Consider the following 19,310-nt stretch of genomic DNA (forward strand, 5'->3'; position numbering starts at 1 on the left):
ATGGTTGATGTTTCCGGTGACCCCACAATCGAAGCTGCCCATATTTGGTCAAACACACTTACCCTTCTTAAGCGCAACAGCACTCTGACCGCACGAGAGAAGGGATGGCTTGAGGGAATAGTTCCTGAAGGTGTGTTCGGCTCAACCATCGTGCTGTGTGTGGATAACAATGACACACTGCAGGCCATTCAAGGCAATCTCAACGAATCATTGTTGCAAGCACTGCACACCGCAACCGGTGAGAACATGTTCCCCGCGTTCAAAGTAGTGCCGCGCAGTGAACCGCAACCGGTCTCCCCTTATCCAACGAATGCTTCGCCGACTCTCACTGATTTCGGCAAGGAACCGTATGGCGCGCCGGAACCTGTGATTCCTGCTGTTGAACAGCAGTTCTCTGTGCCGCAGCAAAAAATGAATCGCGATCCGGAAACTCATCTCAATAAGAGTTTCACTTTCGATTCGTTTGTTCCCGGTGACTCTAATCGCTTCGCGCGAACTGTTGCATTGGCTGTGGCAGAGGGATCAGGCCAGGATTTCAATCCGTTGTGTATTTATGGCGGTTCCGGTTTGGGCAAAACACATTTGCTCAACGCCATCGGCAATTACGCCTTGGTAAAGGATCCCGGCCTGAAGGTTCGATACGTCACTTCCGAGGAATTCACCAACGACTTTATTGACGCTCTGCAAAATACCAATCAGAGTCAAGGCCAGATAGCGGAATTCAACCGCCGATATCGCCAGGTAGATGTGCTGCTTATTGATGATATTCAGTTCCTAGGCGGCAAGGAAGCCACTCTGGATCAGTTCTTCCATACGTTCAATTCGCTGCATCAAGCGAATAAACGCATTGTCATTGCGTCTGATGTGGCTCCAAAAAACCTGAAAGGTTTTGAGGCTCGACTGATTTCCCGCTTTGAATCCGGCCTGACCGTGGATGTCAAGCCGCCGGATTTGGAGACACGTATCGCCATTCTGCGCATGATTGCCGCAATGAACGGATCGAAGATTCCCAATGACGTTCTGGATCTTATTGCCGAACGTTTCACGGAGAATATACGTGAATTGGAAGGCGCGCTGACCCGCGTCACCGCCGTTGCCTCGCTGAGCAACCAGCCGGTGACCCGCGCTTTGGCGGAGCAAACGCTTCAAGACTTCTTTACCACCGATGTGGAAATCAAGCCCACCGACATCATCGGTCAAGTGGCAAAGTACTTCCACTTGACGTTTGAGGATATCGTCGGCTCATCACGTACCAAGAACGTGGTGATTCCCCGACAGATAGCCATGTATCTCGCTCGCGAGATGACCAGCATGAGCCTGATGGATATCGGCGAGGTGTTTGGAGGTCGCGATCACACTACGGTAATGCATGCTTGCACCCGTATTGGCGACAAAATGCAGCAGAAACAGGAAATCTATAACTACGTTATGGAACTGACTGTGCGTTTGAAGCAGAACGCAGACTGAGTATGCCTATGGCTTCCTTTACGGGAGCCATTTTTTTATATCTGCGCATATCCGAGAGAATCGTTCCTGAAGACCGATTTCGGCACTTTTTCAAACCGAGCCAGAAAAAGTGCCGAAAACCGTCCTCAGAATCGATTCTCCTCGCCGATAATCATGTTCAACACGCCGTGCAAAGACCCAATAATCATGAAAGTTATCCACATAGTTGTTCACAAATGTGGGCAAACTCGGCGGATAACTCGTGGATTACCCACTATTTTTCGGTGGAAAATTGGTGCATAACATGGTCTTCTGTGTGGAAAACTTAACAATTGACTTTTTCCTGTGGATAAGTCGCCTATTTATCCACACGCTATACAGAAGTTATCCACAACACTCCCCAGTGGATAAGCCGTTACCGCAGTAGCCCTCCATCTACTTATCCACACTATCCACCGCACTTATTACGACGATTACTTACTTGCATACATAAGATCACCGTCATGGTGATAATCGGCCGCATCAAGCACGCAAGCAAAAGAACCAACCAACCGCTAGAATGTTCTTCAGCAAAACCGACGAAGGGAACAACCTGACATGAAAGTCGAAATCGATACCGCCGCATTGGCTGATGCCGTGGCCTGGACCTCCCGCGTCATTGACGCTCGTCCCTCCAACCCAATTCTCGCTGGCGTAAAACTTGAAGCCATTGACGGCACCCTGCAGTTCTCTGCATTCAATTACGAGATTTCCGCTCGTCACCACATCGAAGCTGGTGTTGATGAAGTCGGTTCCGCTCTGGTTCTGGGCAAGCTTCTGGCTGATATCACCAAGTCGCTGCGTTCCGAAAAAACCTACCTGACCACCGATGGCTCCACGCTAACCATCACCTCTGGCAAGTCGAAGTTCACGTTGCAGCTCATGCCCGATGCCGAATACCCTGATTTGCCGGTTGTGCCGCCTATGCTCGGCCAAGTTGATGCCCAAACTTTCGTCCAAGCCGTGAACCAGGCATCCGTCGCCGTCTCCCGCGAAGAAAACCGTCCGGTACTGACCGGCGTGCGCATGCAGTTCCAGGACGACAAAGTCATCATGACCTCCACCGACCGCTTCCGTTTGGCTCGTGCCGCGTTCACCTGGACCCCGCAAGACGCCAATGTGGACACCATCACCCTAGTGCGTGGCTCTTTGCTCAAGGACGTGGCTCGTTCTCTGGACGAACACCAGAACATCCGCCTTGATTTCGATGCCGATAACCCCACGTTGCTCGGTTTGAAAATGCCGGTCGCGTATCCACTTCGCAGCTCATCGACGGTGAGTTCCCGGCTGTCGACCGCTTGTTCGCCGATGAATACCCGATTCAGGCCGTAGTGAACAAACAAGATCTGCTTGACGCCATTAGCCGTGTGGCTCTAGTCGCCGAGCGCAACGCCCCGATCCGCATGATGTTCACCGGCCAGGAGCTCGCCTTGTCCGCCGGTTCCGCCGACGAAGCGCAAGCCAATGAAACACTCGATATCGATATGGATGGCGACGAAATCACCGTGGCATTCAACCCGTCCTACCTCAAGGAAGGTTTGTCCGCGATTGCCGAGCCGTTTGTACGCATCAAGATGACCACGCCGGTCAAGCCGGTGGAATTCAACGGGCAGCAGGAAGCCGATTCCGATGAATCGATGGACTACCGCTACCTGCTGGTGCCGATGCGCTTTAACAGCTGACGCAGAATCTCTCACATACTGCACATGCATATCTCCCGTCTTGCACTCGACCACTACCGCTCATGGAGCCAGGTAGTGGTCGATTTCGTACCAGGAGTCAATATCCTGGTCGGCAAGAACGGCTTGGGCAAAACCAATCTGGTGGAGGCCGTTGAAGTGCTCTCCACCGGAGCTAGTCATCGTGCCTCCAGCATGCTGCCGCTTATCGAACGCGGCCAAACCACTGCCACTATTCGCGCCAACGTAGTAGACGACGATGGGCAAAGCACCACGTATGAGGCATCGATTCATGCTCGCGGCGCGAATCGGGCACGCATCAATTCAGGAACCTCGCTCTATTTACGCGATATCATCGGCCGCATTCCCAGCGTTTCGTTTACTCCTGAAGACCAGAGATTGGTATCGGGTGATCCTGGTGCCCGGCGAACGTTGCTCAACCAAGCCGGAGCCCTGCTGGAACCCGGCTATATGCAGTCGTTGCATCAATTCACACGCATCGGCAAGCAGCGCGCCACATTGCTGAAGCAGCTTGGCGCCAGCGCGAATACTGGGCAACCGGTGGATGCCGTATTAAGCGGTTTGGAAATATGGACCGGACAGTTTATCGAAGCAGGTGTGGAACTGACCCGTATGCGTGCGAGAGTCATCGACTTGCTGGCTGAGCCGTTTGCCGCGCTGTACGCTGAGTTGACTGGCAACGATGACACCGTCAGCCTGACGTATGCGCCGTCATTTGACGAAGTGCTGATGCAAGACGATCCACGATTGAGCATCAGTGAACATTTCCAGCGCATCTACCCTGGAGAAGTGGCTCGAGGCGTCAATCTTATCGGCCCTCAACGTGACGATTTGACCCTGAATCTTGCTGATATGCCAGCCCGCGAATTCGCCTCGAACGGCGAGATGTGGACCATGGCGCTGGCCTTGAAAATGGCGCTATTCCAAGTGATACGCCAGAGATTGGGCCTTAAGCCCATCGTTATCCTTGATGATGTGTTCGCCCAGCTTGACGACAACCGTCGTACCCAGATTCTGGATTTTGCGCGCCGGCAAGATCAGGTGCTTATCACCGTGGCGTCAGAAGGCGATGTGCCCACGCATGAATCGGACAATGTGCTTGATATTGCGCAATTGATGCCATCCGCCGCGCAGTCTGGGGGCGGGAGCGAGACACAATCATGAAGCCTCCCATTGCCTGTCAGCTGCATGTGGACGAAACCAAACTACCCGCAGAAATATTTGAACGTCTCTCTCACCGCGGGGCGATACTGAAAGACCGACGCCGCAGACGCGAGGAAGCCTTTGAGAACTTCGGCAAGCCCGGCCGTGATCCGGCCGAGTTGGGCAGCGTGATGAGCTCAATCGCAGGCGGTGGCGTATGGGCTGCGAACATGAAATTGGCGCAATTGCGCAACCATTGGGATCAGGTGGTAGGCGAGGCAATCGCCAATCATTCGGCAGTCGCTGATTTCACCGATGGAGTCTTGACTATTCGTGCCGAATCCACAGTGTGGGCCACTCAACTGACCTATTTGATTCCGCAACTGACCGATACCATTCGCAGGAATCTCAAAGGACTGACCATCAACGAAATCAGAGTCACCGGTCCGGCGGTCGGATACAGCCGGAAATGGGCCCGGCGTCGATAACACCCTAGAATAGGGGAAATTCGTAGAAGCCCTGCTATGGCGCTCGTCGTAGTAGACGAGTAGAATCACATGCAATATGGTCAAATGGCTGGAAGAGCCCTTTACGGGCCTCATAAGCCATATCGCCTCTGCAAATGACCTTCATTACAGAGGTTGACCCCGTAGTCACGGAAGGAAGCCTGTTGGCAGAAGAAACCAGCAAAGAGGAGCAGCTGAAGGCGGCTGCGGAACGCATCAACAATGCGGAATTGACCGAAGGCGAGCTTGACGAATCCATGGCTCCCGAGCATTATGAGGCCTCTGACCTTCGAGTGCTTGAAGGTCTTGAAGCCGTGCGTATCCGTCCAGGTATGTACATCGGCTCCACCGGTCCGCGTGGTTTGCACCACTTGGTCTACGAAATCGTCGATAACTCGGTCGATGAGGCGCTGGCTGGATATGCCAGCCATATTGAAGTCACTATCCTGCCGGACAACGGTATCCGCGTGGTGGACGATGGCCGAGGCATTCCGGTTGATGAGGTTCCTGGCGAAGGCGTCTCCGGTGTTGAAACCGTGATGACCAAGCTGCACGCCGGCGGCAAGTTTGGTGGCGGCGGCTACGCGGTGTCCGGCGGTCTGCACGGCGTGGGCATCTCCGTGGTGAACGCCCTGTCCACTCACGTGGACATCGAAGTGCGCCGTCAGGGCTTCCACTGGACCCAGACTTATGTCGACCAACATCCGGTTGCGCCGCTGAAACAGGGCGAGCCGATGGCCGAGGACGAATCCACCGGTACATCCGTGACCTTCTGGGCCGACCCGAAGATCTTTGAAACCACCATCTATGATTTCGAGACGTTGCGTTCCCGCTTCCAACAGATGGCCTTCCTGAACAAGGGCCTGAAGCTTAGCCTGACTGACGAACGCGTCACTGACCAGGCCGGCGACGAAGTGGCCGGCGACGCCGAAGGCGAGCCCGGTGAGAAGCACCAAACCGTCACCTACCAGTACCTCAACGGCATCAAGGATTACGTCGACTACCTGGTCAAGGTGCGCAAGGCCACACCGGTGGAAGAGGATGTCATCAGCTTCGAGGCCGAAGACCTCAAGCTCGGCATTTCCGCTGAACTCGCCATGCAGTGGACTACCGCCTACTCCGAGGCTGTGCACACCTTTGCGAACACGATTTCCACCACTGAAGGCGGCACCCACGAGGAGGGCTTCCGTGCGGCACTGACCTCGCTGGTCAACCGTTACGCGCGTGACAAGGCCATCCTCAAAGACAAGGACGAGAACCTGTCCGGCGACGACGTGCGTGAAGGCCTGACGGCCGTGATCTCCGTCAAACTCACCAACCCGCAGTTCGAAGGCCAGACCAAGACCAAGCTCGGCAACTCCGAAGCCAAGACCTTTGTGCAGCGCGTGATGACCGACAAGCTCGGCGACTGGTTCGACGCCCACCCTGCCGAGGCCAAGAACATCATTCAGAAGGCCATCGAAGCCTCCCGCGCCCGTCTGGCCGCCAAGAAGGCCCGCGAAAACACCCGCCGCAAGTCCATCTTCGAGTCCGCCGGCATGCCCGACAAGCTCAAGGACTGCCAGTCCTCCAACCCGGAAGAGTGCGAGCTGTTCATCGTGGAGGGTGATTCCGCAGGCGGTTCCGCCATTCAGGGCCGCAACCCGATCACACAGGCCATCCTTCCGCTGCGAGGCAAGATCCTCAACACCGAACGTGCCAGCCTGGACCGTATGATGAAGTCCGACACCATCGAATCGCTGATCACCGCGGTCGGTGGTGGCTACGGCGAAGACTTCGACATCTCCAAGGTGCGCTATCACAAGGTCATCATCATGGCCGATGCCGATGTGGACGGTGCGCATATCGCCACCCTGAACCTGACGCTGTTCTTCCGCTACATGCGTCCGATGATCACCGCCGGTTACGTGTACGTGGCCATGCCGCCGCTGTACCGCTTGAAGTGGACCAAGGGTCCGCACGACTTCGTGTACACCGACGCTGAGCGTGACCGTGTGCTTGCCGAAGGCAAGGCCAACGGTCGCCAGCTGCCCAAGGGCGAAGGCATTCAGCGCTACAAGGGTCTGGGCGAGATGAGCTATCAGGAGCTGTGGGAAACCACCATGGATCCCGAACACCGCATTCTGAAGCAGGTACACATCGAGGATGCGGCCGCAGCCGACGAGACCTTCTCGATGCTGATGGGCGACGAAGTGGAGCCGCGCCGCCTCTTCATCCAGCGCAACGCCAAGAACGTGCGTTGGATCGACGCGTAAAGGAATCCTCCGCAAGCGGAGGACACAATTCCTTGGCTCCCCTCTTTGAGGGGAGCTGTCGAACGCAGTGAGACTGAGGGGAGCAGTCACTGCGACATGGACTCCCCTCGGTCAGCTTTGCTGACAGCTCCCCCTCAGAGAGGGGAGCCAGATAGGACTAAAGGAACGGTATAAGTGGCAGACGAAACAAACAACACCGGTGACGAACAGTTCACCCCGGATGGCTCGATGGAGCCGTTGAGCCCGCAGGAAGCGGACACCACTGACTACGGTCTGATGGAAAGCGGCGAACGCATCCAGCGCAAGGATTTGCAGCAGGAGATGCGCGAATCCTACCTAGCCTACGCCCTTTCCGTCATCGTGGAACGTGCTCTGCCGGACGTGCGCGACGGCATGAAACCCGTGCACCGCCGTGTGATCTACGCGATGTACGACGGCGGCTATCGCCCCGACCGCGGCTACAACAAGTGCTCCCGCGTGGTCGGCGACGTCATGGGTAAATACCATCCGCACGGCGACTCCGCCATCTATGACACTTTGGTGCGCATGGCCCAGTCCTGGTCGATGCGCAACCTGCTCGTCGACGGTCAGGGTAACTTCGGTTCCCCTGGCGACGACCCTGCCGCCGCCATGCGTTACACCGAATGCCGCATGGCCCCGCTGGCCATGGAAATGGTGCGCGACATCGACAAGGACACCGTCGACTTCGTGCCCAACTACGACGGCAAAACCCAGGAACCGACTGTATTGCCGGCCCGCTTCCCGAACCTGCTGGTCAACGGCTCCGCCGGCATCGCCGTGGGTATGGCCACCAATATTCCGCCGCACAACATGCGCGAGGTGGCCGAAGGCGTGCACTGGGCGCTTGAGCATCCGGACGCCAGCCGCGAAGAGCTGCTGGAAAACCTGATTCGCATCATCAAGGGACCGGACTTCCCCACCGGCGCCACCATCCTCGGTCACAAGGGCATCGAACAGGCCTACCGCACCGGCCGTGGCCTCATCACTATGCGTGCCGTGGTCAACACTGAGGAGATCAACGGCCGCATGTGCCTGGTGGTCACCGAGCTGCCGTACCAGGTCAACCCGGATCGTCTGGTCGTCTCCATTCGTGAGGCCGTGCGCGACGGCAAGATTCAGGGCATCGCCGACATGCGCGACGAAACCTCCGGCCGTACAGGCCAGCGCCTCGTATTGGTGCTGAAGCGTGACGCCGTGCCGAAGGTGGTGCTGAACAACCTGTACAAGCACTCCCAGCTGCAGCAGACCTTCGGTGCCAACATGCTGGCCCTGGTCGACGGCGTGCCGCGCACGCTGAGCCTGGACGCCTTCATCCGCCATTGGGTGAACCACCAGCTCGACGTGATCGCCCGCCGTACCGCATACCTGAAGCGTGAAGCCGAGGAACGCGACCACATCCTGCAGGGCTACCTCAAGGCTCTCGACATGCTGGACGAGGTCATCGCCCTGATCCGAGCCTCCGAAGACACCGATACCGCCCGTACCGGTTTGATGGAGCTTCTGGACATCGATCAGGTGCAGGCCGATGCCATCCTAGCCATGCAGCTGCGCACGCTGACCCGCATGAACCGCGACAAGATCGTGGCCGAACACGAGGAATTGCAGCGCAAGATCGCCGACTACATCGACATTCTTGCCAAGCCGGAACGCCAACGCAAGATCATCGGTGACGAACTCGACGAGATTGTGGGCAAGTACGGTGACGAACGCCGTACCAAGATCCTGCCGTTCTCCGGTGAGATGAACGTCGAAGACCTGATCGCCGAAGAGAACGTGGTGGTCACCGTGACCCACTCCGGCTTCATCAAGCGCACCAAGGCCGACGAATACCGCGCCCAGCACCGTGGCGGCAAGGGCATCAAGGGTACCAAGCTGCGCGAGGACGACGTGGTGGATCACTTCTTCCTGACCTCCACGCACAACTGGCTGCTGTTCTTCACGAACAAGGGTCGCGTCTACCGCATCAAGGCCTATGAGCTGCCCGAGGGTTCTCGTGATTCCAAGGGCCAGCACGTGGCTAACCTGCTGCAATTCGCGCCCGACGAGTCCATCCAGGCCGTGCTGTCCATCCCGAACTACGAGGTGGCCAAGTATCTGGTGCTCGCTACCCGTTCCGGCAAGGTCAAGAAGACCCCGCTGGCCGAGTACGACTCCCCGCGTCAGGGCGGCCTCATCGCCGTGCGCCTGATGGCCGACGAGAATGGCGAGAATGCCGACGAGCTGATCGGTGCCGCGCTGTGCAACGCCGAGGATGACATCATCTTGGTCTCCAAGCTCGGCATGAGCCTGAAGTTCCAGGCCAACGATGAGCAGCTGCGCCCGATGGGTCGTCAGACTGCCGGTGTGCAGGGCATGAAGTTCCGCGAGGGCGACGAGCTACTGGCCATGGATGTGGTATGGGGCGACTCCGACAAGGATCTGTTCGTAGTGACCAACGAAGGCTTCGCCAAGCGTACGGCCATCAGCGAATACCGCCTGCAGGGCCGTAACGGCCTGGGCATCAAGGCCGTGCAGCTGGTCGAAGGCCGCGGCTCTCTGGTCGGCGCGCTCGTGGTGTCCGAAGACGATCAGGTCATGGCCATCATGAAGTCCGGCAAGGTGATTCGTTCCAACGTGGACGAGGTCAAGCGCACCGGGCGCAACACCCAGGGTGTTACCTTCGCCAAGCCTGATAAGGGCGACGAAATCCTTTCCATCGCACGCAACGAAGAAAAGGATGACCCCGAAGAGGAGGTCGCCGACAACGGCACTGCCGAAGCAGGCCAGTCCCCCGCCGAACCGGTGAACGAGTCCAACGAGACCGCACAATCCGGTGAGAATGTGAACAACGTGGACGAGGCGTGAGCCGAGTCCCGAAAGGCTGGTAGCCTCACTAACAGCAGAGGCTACCAGCAGGCTCTTAAGGAGAAACGATGAACGATCAGTTCGACAATAACGAGTCCGAGGTGATTCAGCCCAATATCGGCAATACGGTGAATGATATGGTGACACCTGAACCCGTTCGGGAGGCACCGCGCAAGGCCCGTTCTGTTTCCAGCGAGCCGGAAGAGGTTACCAGCAGACCGAAGACTGTTCGTCCGGCAGCTCGTCGCAGCACTCCACGCGCCCGCCGCATGAGCCTGTCCCTGACCCGTGTGGATGCATGGTCCGTGGCCAAGGTGACATTCATGCTTTCGATTGCCGGCGCCATTATCCAGATTGTCGCCGCAGCCGTCGTCTGGCTGCTGCTCGATTTGGTCGGTGTATTCAGTCAGATTACCCAGATTGTTTCTTCCACTGGCTTGGATGCTGGCGGTCTTGATCTGAAGAATGTGCTGTCCCTGACCACCGTGGTGTCTGGTGTGACCATCTTCTCCATTATCGAAGTGGTGATTTTCACCATTCTGGCCACCATTATTGCGTTGATTTACAACGTGGTCAGCTCGCTGGTCGGTGGCGTGCACGTCACCCTCGGCGATGACTGAGTTTTAGCTATACCAACAAAACTCCCCTCAGTCCGATTCATGGACTGAGGGGAGTTTCGTATATTCATAGTCATTAGTGCTTGGCCGGCACAAAACTTTCGCGGGCGACCAGCTTGGTCGAGAGCATGGTGTGGCAGGTGATGTCATCATTGAAACTGATCGACTGGGAAAGCATCAGCAGCGCGTTTCTGGCTAATGCCGTCTGATCGATGGCATACGTGGTCAGCGGCGGTGAAATGTACTGGGCGATGGACTGGTTGTTGATGCTGATGATGCTGACATCGCGCGGCACCAAAATGCCGGCCTTGGTAAAGGCCTGAATCACGCCCACAGCCAGGGAATCAGTGGCCACGATAAAGCAGTCAGGCATATTGCTGCCGAGCTTGGCCACAATCGTTTCGCCGTGCTTGCGGCCGGTTTCCACGCTGACCTGGCCGCCGGTAAATATCAGCCCTGCGGTTTCCAGGCCAAGGCGTTCGCACCAGTCGCGGTATGCCATCGTACGGATGTCTTCGGGGTACTCGTAGGTGCCCATCATGCGGCCTTCGCCGCCGATAAATCCGATTCTGGTCATGCCGCGGGCTCTGGCTTCGCTCAAGGCGTCCAGTATGGTTTGCAGCAGATCCGGCTGCACGGAGCTGAAAAGATTCGGGGCTGGGTTCACATCGATGAACACACCATGTGGCAGTACTTCATGAAGCCTTTCCAGGCTCTCGTAGGAGTGCGGTTCGGGGCCGATGGATACGAAGCCGTCATACTGGGTGCTGTTGTCAATGAGTTTGTTGATATCGGTGTAGAACGACAGGGTGATATGCATCTGCTGCGCTGTGGCGATCAAGGTGCTGCGCAGCTCGCTGTAATAGGCGTTACTCAGCTCCTCATCACTGGGAATGGCGTCCAGTACGGCGATATCGTGCGGAGCCACCAGTCGCCTTTCCTGTGTTCCGTAACCGAGTTCTTCACAGACCTGCAGAATCTTGCGGCGGGTCTCTTCTTTGACGGAGAACGTCGGATCGCCGTTGAGCAGGCGTGACACGGTTGCCGGCGAGAATCCGGCCCGTTGAGCGATTTCTCTGATAGTGACCATGCGTATGCCCGATATATTCTTTCTGCGCCGTTTGCGTACTATGTACTTGTTCCTGCATTACTACCCGTCATTAGGTAATTGGTAATGTATGTTTACCTGATACCTATCGTAGCGCACATCAATCGGAGTGCGGCAAAGATGTGCGCCAGTTGGCGGAAAAACAACACACCGCCCGAATGAATAGCATCATTCGGGCGGTGTTGTGCGGCAATGTCTGCTTGCTGTTGAGTCACATTCGGCTAACGGCATTACCTATGCGTTACTTGGTTTACCGGGCTGCGGACTCCTTGTCGAGCAGCGCGGCCTTGGCGATGTCCTCGCCGTACTTGGCGGCATCGGACTCATCGTGCAGGTTGGCTTCGATCTTGGCCGCGATACGGGCGTGAACCTTTTCGTCGATCTTCACGAAGAAGGCGAAGATCAGAAAGCCGATGATGATGAATGCCAGCGGCGTCCAGAAGGCGAAGCCCTCGAAGGTGGTGATGTTGGCCTGGGTCATGTCGGCGGCGGTGGTCTTGTCGACGCCGGCGAACAGCGCGTTGGTGGCAAAGACCATGAAGTAGGTGCTCAGTGCGTTGTAGGACAGCGCCTGGCCGAAGTTACCGAATGCAAAGGCGGCAAGACGGCCTTTATTAAGCTTTTTCTGGGGTTCGGCAGTTGATGACGACATCAGTGTTTCCTCATTTCCCGTGATACTGACTGCGGGGCGGCCGGCGTTGGCCGTTATTTCTGTCGTTGAACAAGATAATGCGTTACCTATGCAAAGTAAAACCATAACTAAATGCATTATCTAATAGTGATACTAGGAATGTCCGCAATGTGATTGCGGTGACGATTACTGCTCCTTGGTATCTAGCTCGTATAGGTCTGCGTCAGACTGTGCGGTGATGCACCATGCGATACTGCCGAGCTTGATTTTCATCGATATGCAGGTTATATTTAGTAAACATTTTATTTACTAGTTCAGTCACGGTGCCGTGACGAATTCGATGCAAGGAAAGGCGAAAACCATTATGACCAACTTGCAGTCAGCTCAGCAGTTCTCTCAGGCCTGGCTTACCGACCCGCGTGTGTTTGCCGTCAACCGGCTTGCCGCGCATTCCAGCCACAAGTTCTATGATCACGCTCCCCAGTGCGGCGAAGCCATGGATCTCAAGCAGAGTCTGGACGGTCAATGGCGCGTGCAGATGGTGGATCTCGCTGATTTGGCGGACAACGAGCTTGCTGAGGCGGCGTTTGCTCAGCCGGGATACGACGCTGCCGGCTTCTCCCCCATCGAAGTTCCCTCCGCATTGGAGACCAAGGGATTCCTGAATCATCAGTATGTCAACCAGCAGTACCCGTGGTCCGGCCATGAGAGCCCAGTGGCACCGGATGTGCCGAAGCATAACCACGTGGCGCTGTACCGTCATGAGTTCTCTTTGGAACCCAAGGCAGCTGCCGTGTTGGAGGCCAATAAGACTGCTGCGGATGATACCGCCAAACGTCGCGTTACGTTGACATTCCAAGGCGCGGCCACGGCTATTGCCGTCTGGCTCAATGGCGCTTTCATCGGCTATGCCGAGGATTCCTTTACTCCCAGCGAGTTCGACGTGACTGATGTTCTGCGTGACGGCGTCAATACGTTGGCCGTGGCTTGCTTTGAATTCTCGTCCGCCAGCTGGCTCGAGGACCAGGACTTCTGGCGTCTGCACGGCATCTTCCGTTCCGTGGAGCTGGAAGCCCAGCCGTTGGTTCATGTGAACGACCTGCGCGTGCTGGCCGATTACGACCACACCACTGGCGAAGGTTCGTTGGACGTCGTCGCACTGGTGCGCAATGCTGGCACTGCTGCCGCCGTTGCCGCCACAGTGCTCGATGCTGCCGGCAACACTGTCTGGCACAGCAAGCTGACTGCCGGAGCTGATGCCGAGACGTTGACCGTGAAGGCCAATGTCGGCAAGGTCAACCCGTGGAGTGCCGAAGAGCCCACGCTGTACACCCTGCAGGTGGTGGCAACCGATGCCGCCGGTCAGGTAATCGAAGCAGCGCTGCAGCGCATCGGCTTCCGCCACTTCGCCATCGAAGACGGCCTGATGAAGCTCAACGGCAAGCGCATTGTGTTCAAGGGCGTCGACCGCCACGAATTCGATGCCCGCACCGGCCGCACGATTGCCGAAGCGGACATGATTGAGGACATCCACTCGTTCAAGCGCCTCAACATCAACGCCGTGCGCACCTCCCACTACCCCAACGAGACCCGCTGGTACGAGCTGTGCGACGAGTACGGCATCTATGTGCTGGACGAAACGAACCTCGAAACCCACGGCAGCTGGACCGATCCGGGCGATGTGTTCCAGCCCGCACGCGCCATCCCGGGCAGCAAGGACGAATGGCGCGCCGCCTGTGTGGACCGCACCGCAAGCATGGTGCGCCGCGACTACAACCACCCGAGCGTGGTGATCTGGTCGCTGGGCAACGAGGCGTTCGGCGGTGACGTGTTCTACTCGATGCGCGACTTCGTGCACGAGAACGACCCGTTCCGCCCGGTGCACTACGAGGGCACGTTCAACGACCCCGAATTCAGCGCCGCCACAGACATCATGAGCCGTATGTATGCCAAGCCTGATGAGATTGTCAAGCTATACCTCGGCGAGGACGGCAAGAAGCCGTACATTTCCTGCGAATACAGCCACTCGATGGGCAACTCCACCGGCGGCCTGCACCTGTACACCGAACTGGAGCGCTACCCGCTCTACCAGGGCGGCTTCATCTGGGATTACGTCGATCAGGCCTTGTGGCAGGACTGCGGCGACGGCACCGAGCGCCTGGCCTACGGCGGCGACTTCGAAGACCGTCCGAACGATTACGAGTTCAGCGGCGATGGCGTCATGTTCGCCGATCGCACCCCCTCCCCCAAGGCTCAGGAAGTCAAGCAGTTGTATGCCAATGTGAAGCTCGTGCCGGACGAGTCCGGTGTGACCATCACTAACGACAACCTGTTTGTCTCCACTGCCTCCAGCCTGTTCACCGCGCGCGTGTTGGTGGACGGTGTGGAGCGTTGGCATGCCAACTACCGCTTCGATGTGCCTGCCGGCGAGACCGTGCGTGAGCCGATCGCCTTCCCGAAGGTCACCGATTTGGTGGCTCTGTCCGGCAGCGCCGAAGTGACCTACGAAGTCGACCAGCGTCTGGCTGAGGCCACTGACTGGGCTCCGGCCGGCTACGAGCTGACCTTCGGCCAGTATGTCGCCGCGGTTTCGTTCGATGATGGTGCCGCGGATGCCGTTGTTGCCGGCGATGCCGAAGTGGCAGCCGATGGCTTCAACGCCGGTATTCACACCGACTTCGGCGAAGTGCTGCTCTCCAAGACGCAGGGTGGCATGGTCTCCTTCAAGCGCGATGGCCGTGAAATGGTGATTCGCCGCCCGAACCTGACCACCTTCCGTGCGCTGACCGACAATGATCGCGGTAACGGTTCCGGTTTCGAGCGCGCCCAGTGGATGGCCGCCGGACGCTATGCCCGTGTGACCGATACGTCGGTCGAGGAGACTGCCGATGGCAAGGGATTGAAGGCCACCTACAGCTATGAACTGGCCGACGCCAAGCACACGCCAGTCACCGTGCACTATGAAGTCGACGCCGCACTGCGCGTGCACCTGACGGTCGAGTACCCGGGCGAGGCGGATGCCGCCACGCTGCCGGCATTTGGTCTCGAATGGATCCTGCCCAAGCAGTACGACCGCCTGCGTTTCTACGGTCTGGGACCGGAGGAAACCTATGCCGACCGTCTGCACGGCGCCAAGTTGGGCGTCTTCTCCCGTACCGCTGCCGAGGATTGCGCGCCGTACCTGCTGCCGCAGGAGACTGGCAACCATGAGCAGGTGCGTTGGGCGGAAATCACCGACGAATACGGCCACGGCATGCGCGTGACCGCAGCCGGCGGCACCCGATTCGCCACCAGCCTGCTGCCGTACAGCTCGCTGATGCTTGAGGATGCTCTGCACCAGAATGAGCTGCCGAAGCCGCGCCACACCTTCCTGCGTCTGCTGGCCGCCCAGATGGGCGTCGGTGGCGACGACACGTGGGGTGCTCCGGTTCACGACGAGTTCCAGGTGCCGGCCGACCAGCCGCTCAAGCTGGATGTGACACTCGAACTAATCTGAGTTGCCGCGGCGCTCCTGTTGAGGAGTTGCCGTTGTAGACCTGTAGAACACTGAGGGCGGTTATCGGGATTCCGGTAACCGCCCTCAGCGTCAATAATTTAGGAAATAAGCGGCTTCGTCCTAAAATCTTGTCACTGACTCTGTCTCAGTGACAGAAATTTAGGGGCATGGGGCTGATTTCCTGAAATCCTGTCACTGAGTTGCCGCGAACGACAAAAATTTAGGACGAGTGGGCTATTTTCCTAAATTTCTGACGCTGTCGGAAAAAACAATTGGCCATCTGCGGGAGGCTCATAGTTGGGCACGTGTCGCTGCCGGGGAGTTGATCGGTCATCCATGGAGTCTCATGGTCGCGGTGGTGACTCGCATTGCGATTTTCTCCACCTTCAGAATGATGTCGTGTTTACTGGCGGCTTCGTATGATGACGAACGATGCTTACGTATTTGGGTTATTTTTCGACGTCGTTCACTATTGCAATCGTAATGTGGCCGATTCTTTCGGCCGTACTTACTTTGCCGATTCTGGCTGGGCTGTACCATCGCCACCATCGTATGAAGTTGTTGTCTGCGGGAGCCGCATATCTGACGGTACTGTATGTGCTCGGTTTGATTACATTCACACTGTATCCGATGCCGGATGACCCGGAAGCGTTCTGCGCGGCGAATGCCGGCCAGTTCGCACCACAGCTTGACCCGCTGCGTTTCATCTCAGACATCCAAAACGGCGGATTGAGCGGCATACTGCAGCTGGTAATGAACGTGGTGCTGTTCATGCCGCTTGGTTTCGTGCTCACTCGGTGGCTGCGCTGGCGTTGGTGGGCGGTGCTGATTGGCGGATTCGCCGTATCGTTGTTCATCGAAAGCTCGCAGCTCAGCGGTTTCTGGGGCCTCTACCCGTGCGCCTACCGTCAGTTCGACGTCAACGATCTGATGACCAATACGTTGGGTGCGATGGCGGGCCTCGCCGTGGCCGTGTTGTTCGGCAAGTGGGTGCCGATGGCCCACATGCCCGAACGCAGCGAGTATAATGAACACCCTGGCGCGGTGCATCGTCTGGTGACGTTCATCATCGATATGGTTTTTGTGGCCTTGGTATACGTCCCGCTCACCTTGTTGGTGACGTTCTTGTTCTACTGGGCGGCTGAGCCTTTGCAGAACGGTGATTTCATGCTGTTCGGTGGACATCTGACCGTTGGCGTTGGTTGGCTGAACTTCCTTGCGCCAATAGGAGCCAGTCTGGCGTTCCTCATTTTCGAGTTCCTGATTCCGTTGGGGCATAAGGGCCGCACGCTTGGCGGCATGTATACGCACATGACCATTGAAACCAAGCCGCGCAAGGGAATCGCGCGCGCCGTGTTCTACATTCTGCGCACGCTGATTATGGGCGCAATGGTGGTTATGTTCATTATCGGATTCGGACACAACGCGCATATCATGCACTACACCTTCTACGGCTTCGTCATCCTGTTCCTCTTCGCGGTGTTCGCCCATCGCATGCCTTGGGACTTTGTGCCAGGATCTTCGGTGGCGCCGGCCCCGGCTGTGTCCGTGTATGGAGCGGCGGACGTCGCTGCGGCACCGGCTGAGTCATCTGCCGCGAATGCACATTCGGACAAAGAGGGTGCGGCAACCGTGGCGGGTGATGATGCTGTACCTGGCGCGCCCGATTAGGATGCTGCGTCGAAGGGCGCGGTGAATACGAAGAATACGGGTGATGCGCGTGCCGAAGGCGATGAATCCGCCGCCACAAATCCGAATACTGTGGGACAAGATGAAAAATAGGCCGATTTTTGGCTGTTGTCCCATTCCCATAGTTGTGGCCTGATATGGCATAACCGTAGGAATGGCGGTATTCCAACGATTCTGATTTCTTGTGTTGGGACAATCGAACAGTCAATCGATTGATGCTGATGTTGTCCCACAGTCTCGTGGGACAACATCGCAAAAACAGCGATTATCGTATGTTGTCCCACGCTGAATAGCATCGGCCCCTGCCCTTCATGAGTGGAAGGACGGGGGCCGATTGGTTTATTCGCGATTGCGATCGCGGCAGTCTGTCAGAGGATCACAGCACGCCCTGGGCGACCATGGCGTTGGCCACCTTGACGAAGCCTGCGATGTTGGCGCCAGCCATCAGGTCGCCTTCCTCGCCGTATTCCTTGGAGGCAGCCAGGGAGTTGGCGACGATGGACTCCATGATGGACTTTAGCTTGGCGTCGACCTCCTCGAAGGTCCAGCTCAGGCGGTAGCTGTTCTGGCTCATCTCCAGGCCGGAGACGGCCACGCCACCGGCGTTGGCAGCCTTGGCCGGGCCGTACAGCAGGCCGGCGTTCTTGTAGACCTCAATGGCCTCCGGAGTGGACGGCATGTTGGCGCCTTCGCACACCACCTTGCAGCCGTTGGCAACAAGAGCCTTGGCGGACTCCTCGTTGATCTCGTTCTGGGTGGCGCACGGCAAGGCGATGTCGCACTTGACGGTCCACACGCCGGAGCAACCCTCGTGGTACTCAGCGGACGGCACACGCTCGGCGTACTCCTTGATACGACCGCGCTCGACTTCCTTGATTTGCTTGACCACAGCAACGTCGATGCCGTTCGGATCGTAGACGTAGCCGTTGGAATCGGACACGGTCACGACCTTGGCGCCCAGCTCCTCGGCCTTCTGCGCGGCGTAGATAGCCACGTTGCCGGAGCCGGAGATCACGACGGTCTTGCCCTTGAAGGAGTCGTTCCTCAGCACGCGCAGGGCTTCGGCGGTGTAGTAGCAGACGCCGTAGCCGGTGGCCTCAGTACGGGCCAGGGAGCCGCCGAATTCCAGACCCTTACCGGTCAGGACGCCGGAGTACTCGTCGCGGATGCGCTTGTACTGGCCGAACAGGTAGCCGATTTCGCGGCCGCCCACGTTGATGTCGCCGGCGGGAACGTCGGTGAACTGGCCGATGTGACGGCACAGCTCGGTCATGAAGGCCTGGCAGAAGCGCATGACCTCGGCGTCGGACTTGCCCTTCGGGTTGAAGTCGGAGCCGCCCTTGCCGCCGCCCATCGGCAGCGTGGTCAGGGAGTTCTTCAGGATTTGCTCAAAGCCGAGGAACTTGATGACGCCCTCGTTCACGGTCGGATGGAAGCGCAGACCGCCCTTGTATGGACCAATGGCGGAGTTGAACTGCACACGGTAGCCACGGTTGACCTGCACCTTGCCTTCGTCGTCAACCCAGGCCACGCGGAACTTGACCACGCGTTCAGGCTCGACGAGGCGCTCCAGAACGCCGTTCTTTTCGTATTCGGGGTGCTTGGCAATGACCGGCTGCAGGGTGTCGAGCACCTCGTAGACGGCCTGCAGGAACTCCGGCTGGTCACCATCGCGAGCAACGACCTGGTCGTACACGCGCTTCACGTACTCATCAGTGAGCATAATTCTCCCTAGAGGTTGGGTTATCAAATAAGGCGATTATATTGTATGTACGGTGTCAAGGGGTGACAAGAAATTGCTCAGGATGTGGCGTG

11 protein-coding genes and 1 pseudogene are annotated in these 19,310 nt (G+C 57.6%); 9 read left to right on the forward strand and 3 right to left on the reverse strand.

The genetic code is table 11. The features are described 5' to 3' along the window. From dnaA to BBBR_RS00035, 7 genes and pseudogenes are all read left to right on the forward strand, one after another. Positions 1-1,467 carry a chromosomal replication initiator protein DnaA gene (gene dnaA / locus BBBR_RS00005; protein WP_003827867.1) on the forward strand — a complete coding sequence of 489 codons (1,467 nt, stop codon included), beginning with the start codon at positions 1-3 and terminating at the stop codon, positions 1,465-1,467. 576 nt (positions 1,468-2,043) lie between these two features. After that, positions 2,044-3,167, forward strand: a pseudogene (gene dnaN / locus BBBR_RS00010) (DNA polymerase III subunit beta). Between the two features lie 24 nt (positions 3,168-3,191). Then, positions 3,192-4,349, forward strand: a complete 1,158-nt coding sequence (recF, locus tag BBBR_RS00015) for a DNA replication/repair protein RecF (protein WP_003827870.1) — start codon at positions 3,192-3,194, stop codon at positions 4,347-4,349. Then, positions 4,346-4,816: a DUF721 domain-containing protein gene (locus BBBR_RS00020; protein ID WP_003827871.1), complete on the forward strand. Its 471-nt coding sequence runs from the start codon at positions 4,346-4,348 to the stop codon at positions 4,814-4,816. Before recF ends, BBBR_RS00020 begins: the two co-directional genes overlap by 4 nt. 134 nt (positions 4,817-4,950) lie before the next feature. After that, positions 4,951-7,089, forward strand: coding sequence for a DNA topoisomerase (ATP-hydrolyzing) subunit B (gene gyrB / locus BBBR_RS00025; protein ID WP_003827872.1), 2,139 nt, complete (start codon positions 4,951-4,953; stop codon positions 7,087-7,089). A 174-nt stretch (positions 7,090-7,263) separates the two neighbouring features. Next, positions 7,264-9,954: a DNA gyrase subunit A gene (gene gyrA / locus BBBR_RS00030; protein WP_003827873.1), complete on the forward strand. Its 2,691-nt coding sequence runs from the start codon at positions 7,264-7,266 to the stop codon at positions 9,952-9,954. 68 nt (positions 9,955-10,022) lie between these two features. Next, entirely contained in the window at positions 10,023-10,574 is a 552-nt protein-coding gene (locus BBBR_RS00035) for a DUF3566 domain-containing protein (protein WP_003827874.1), read from the forward strand. Positions 10,575-10,647: 73 nt separating this feature from the next. Here BBBR_RS00035 and BBBR_RS00040 read toward each other — a convergent pair whose 3' ends face one another. Then, positions 10,648-11,661 carry a LacI family DNA-binding transcriptional regulator gene (locus BBBR_RS00040; RefSeq protein WP_003827875.1) on the reverse strand — a complete coding sequence of 338 codons (1,014 nt, stop codon included), beginning with the start codon at positions 11,659-11,661 and terminating at the stop codon, positions 10,648-10,650. Between the two features lie 268 nt (positions 11,662-11,929). Further along, positions 11,930-12,331, reverse strand: a complete 402-nt coding sequence (locus tag BBBR_RS00045; RefSeq protein WP_003827877.1) for a hypothetical protein — start codon at positions 12,329-12,331, stop codon at positions 11,930-11,932. A gap of 343 nt (positions 12,332-12,674) precedes the next feature. Here BBBR_RS00045 and BBBR_RS00050 point away from each other — a divergent pair, with 343 nt between their 5' ends. Beyond that, positions 12,675-15,806, forward strand: coding sequence for a glycoside hydrolase family 2 TIM barrel-domain containing protein (locus BBBR_RS00050; protein ID WP_032738099.1), 3,132 nt, complete (start codon positions 12,675-12,677; stop codon positions 15,804-15,806). A gap of 432 nt (positions 15,807-16,238) precedes the next feature. Then, positions 16,239-17,477, forward strand: a complete 1,239-nt coding sequence (locus tag BBBR_RS00055; protein ID WP_003827880.1) for a VanZ family protein — start codon at positions 16,239-16,241, stop codon at positions 17,475-17,477. A 394-nt stretch (positions 17,478-17,871) separates the two neighbouring features. Here BBBR_RS00055 and gdhA read toward each other — a convergent pair whose 3' ends face one another. Further along, entirely contained in the window at positions 17,872-19,218 is a 1,347-nt protein-coding gene (gdhA, locus tag BBBR_RS00060; protein ID WP_003827882.1) for an NADP-specific glutamate dehydrogenase, read from the reverse strand. Positions 19,219-19,310: the final 92 nt, after the last annotated feature.

It is taken from the genome of Bifidobacterium breve DSM 20213 = JCM 1192, assembly GCF_001025175.1.
GTDB lineage: Bacteria > Actinomycetota > Actinomycetes > Actinomycetales > Bifidobacteriaceae > Bifidobacterium > Bifidobacterium breve.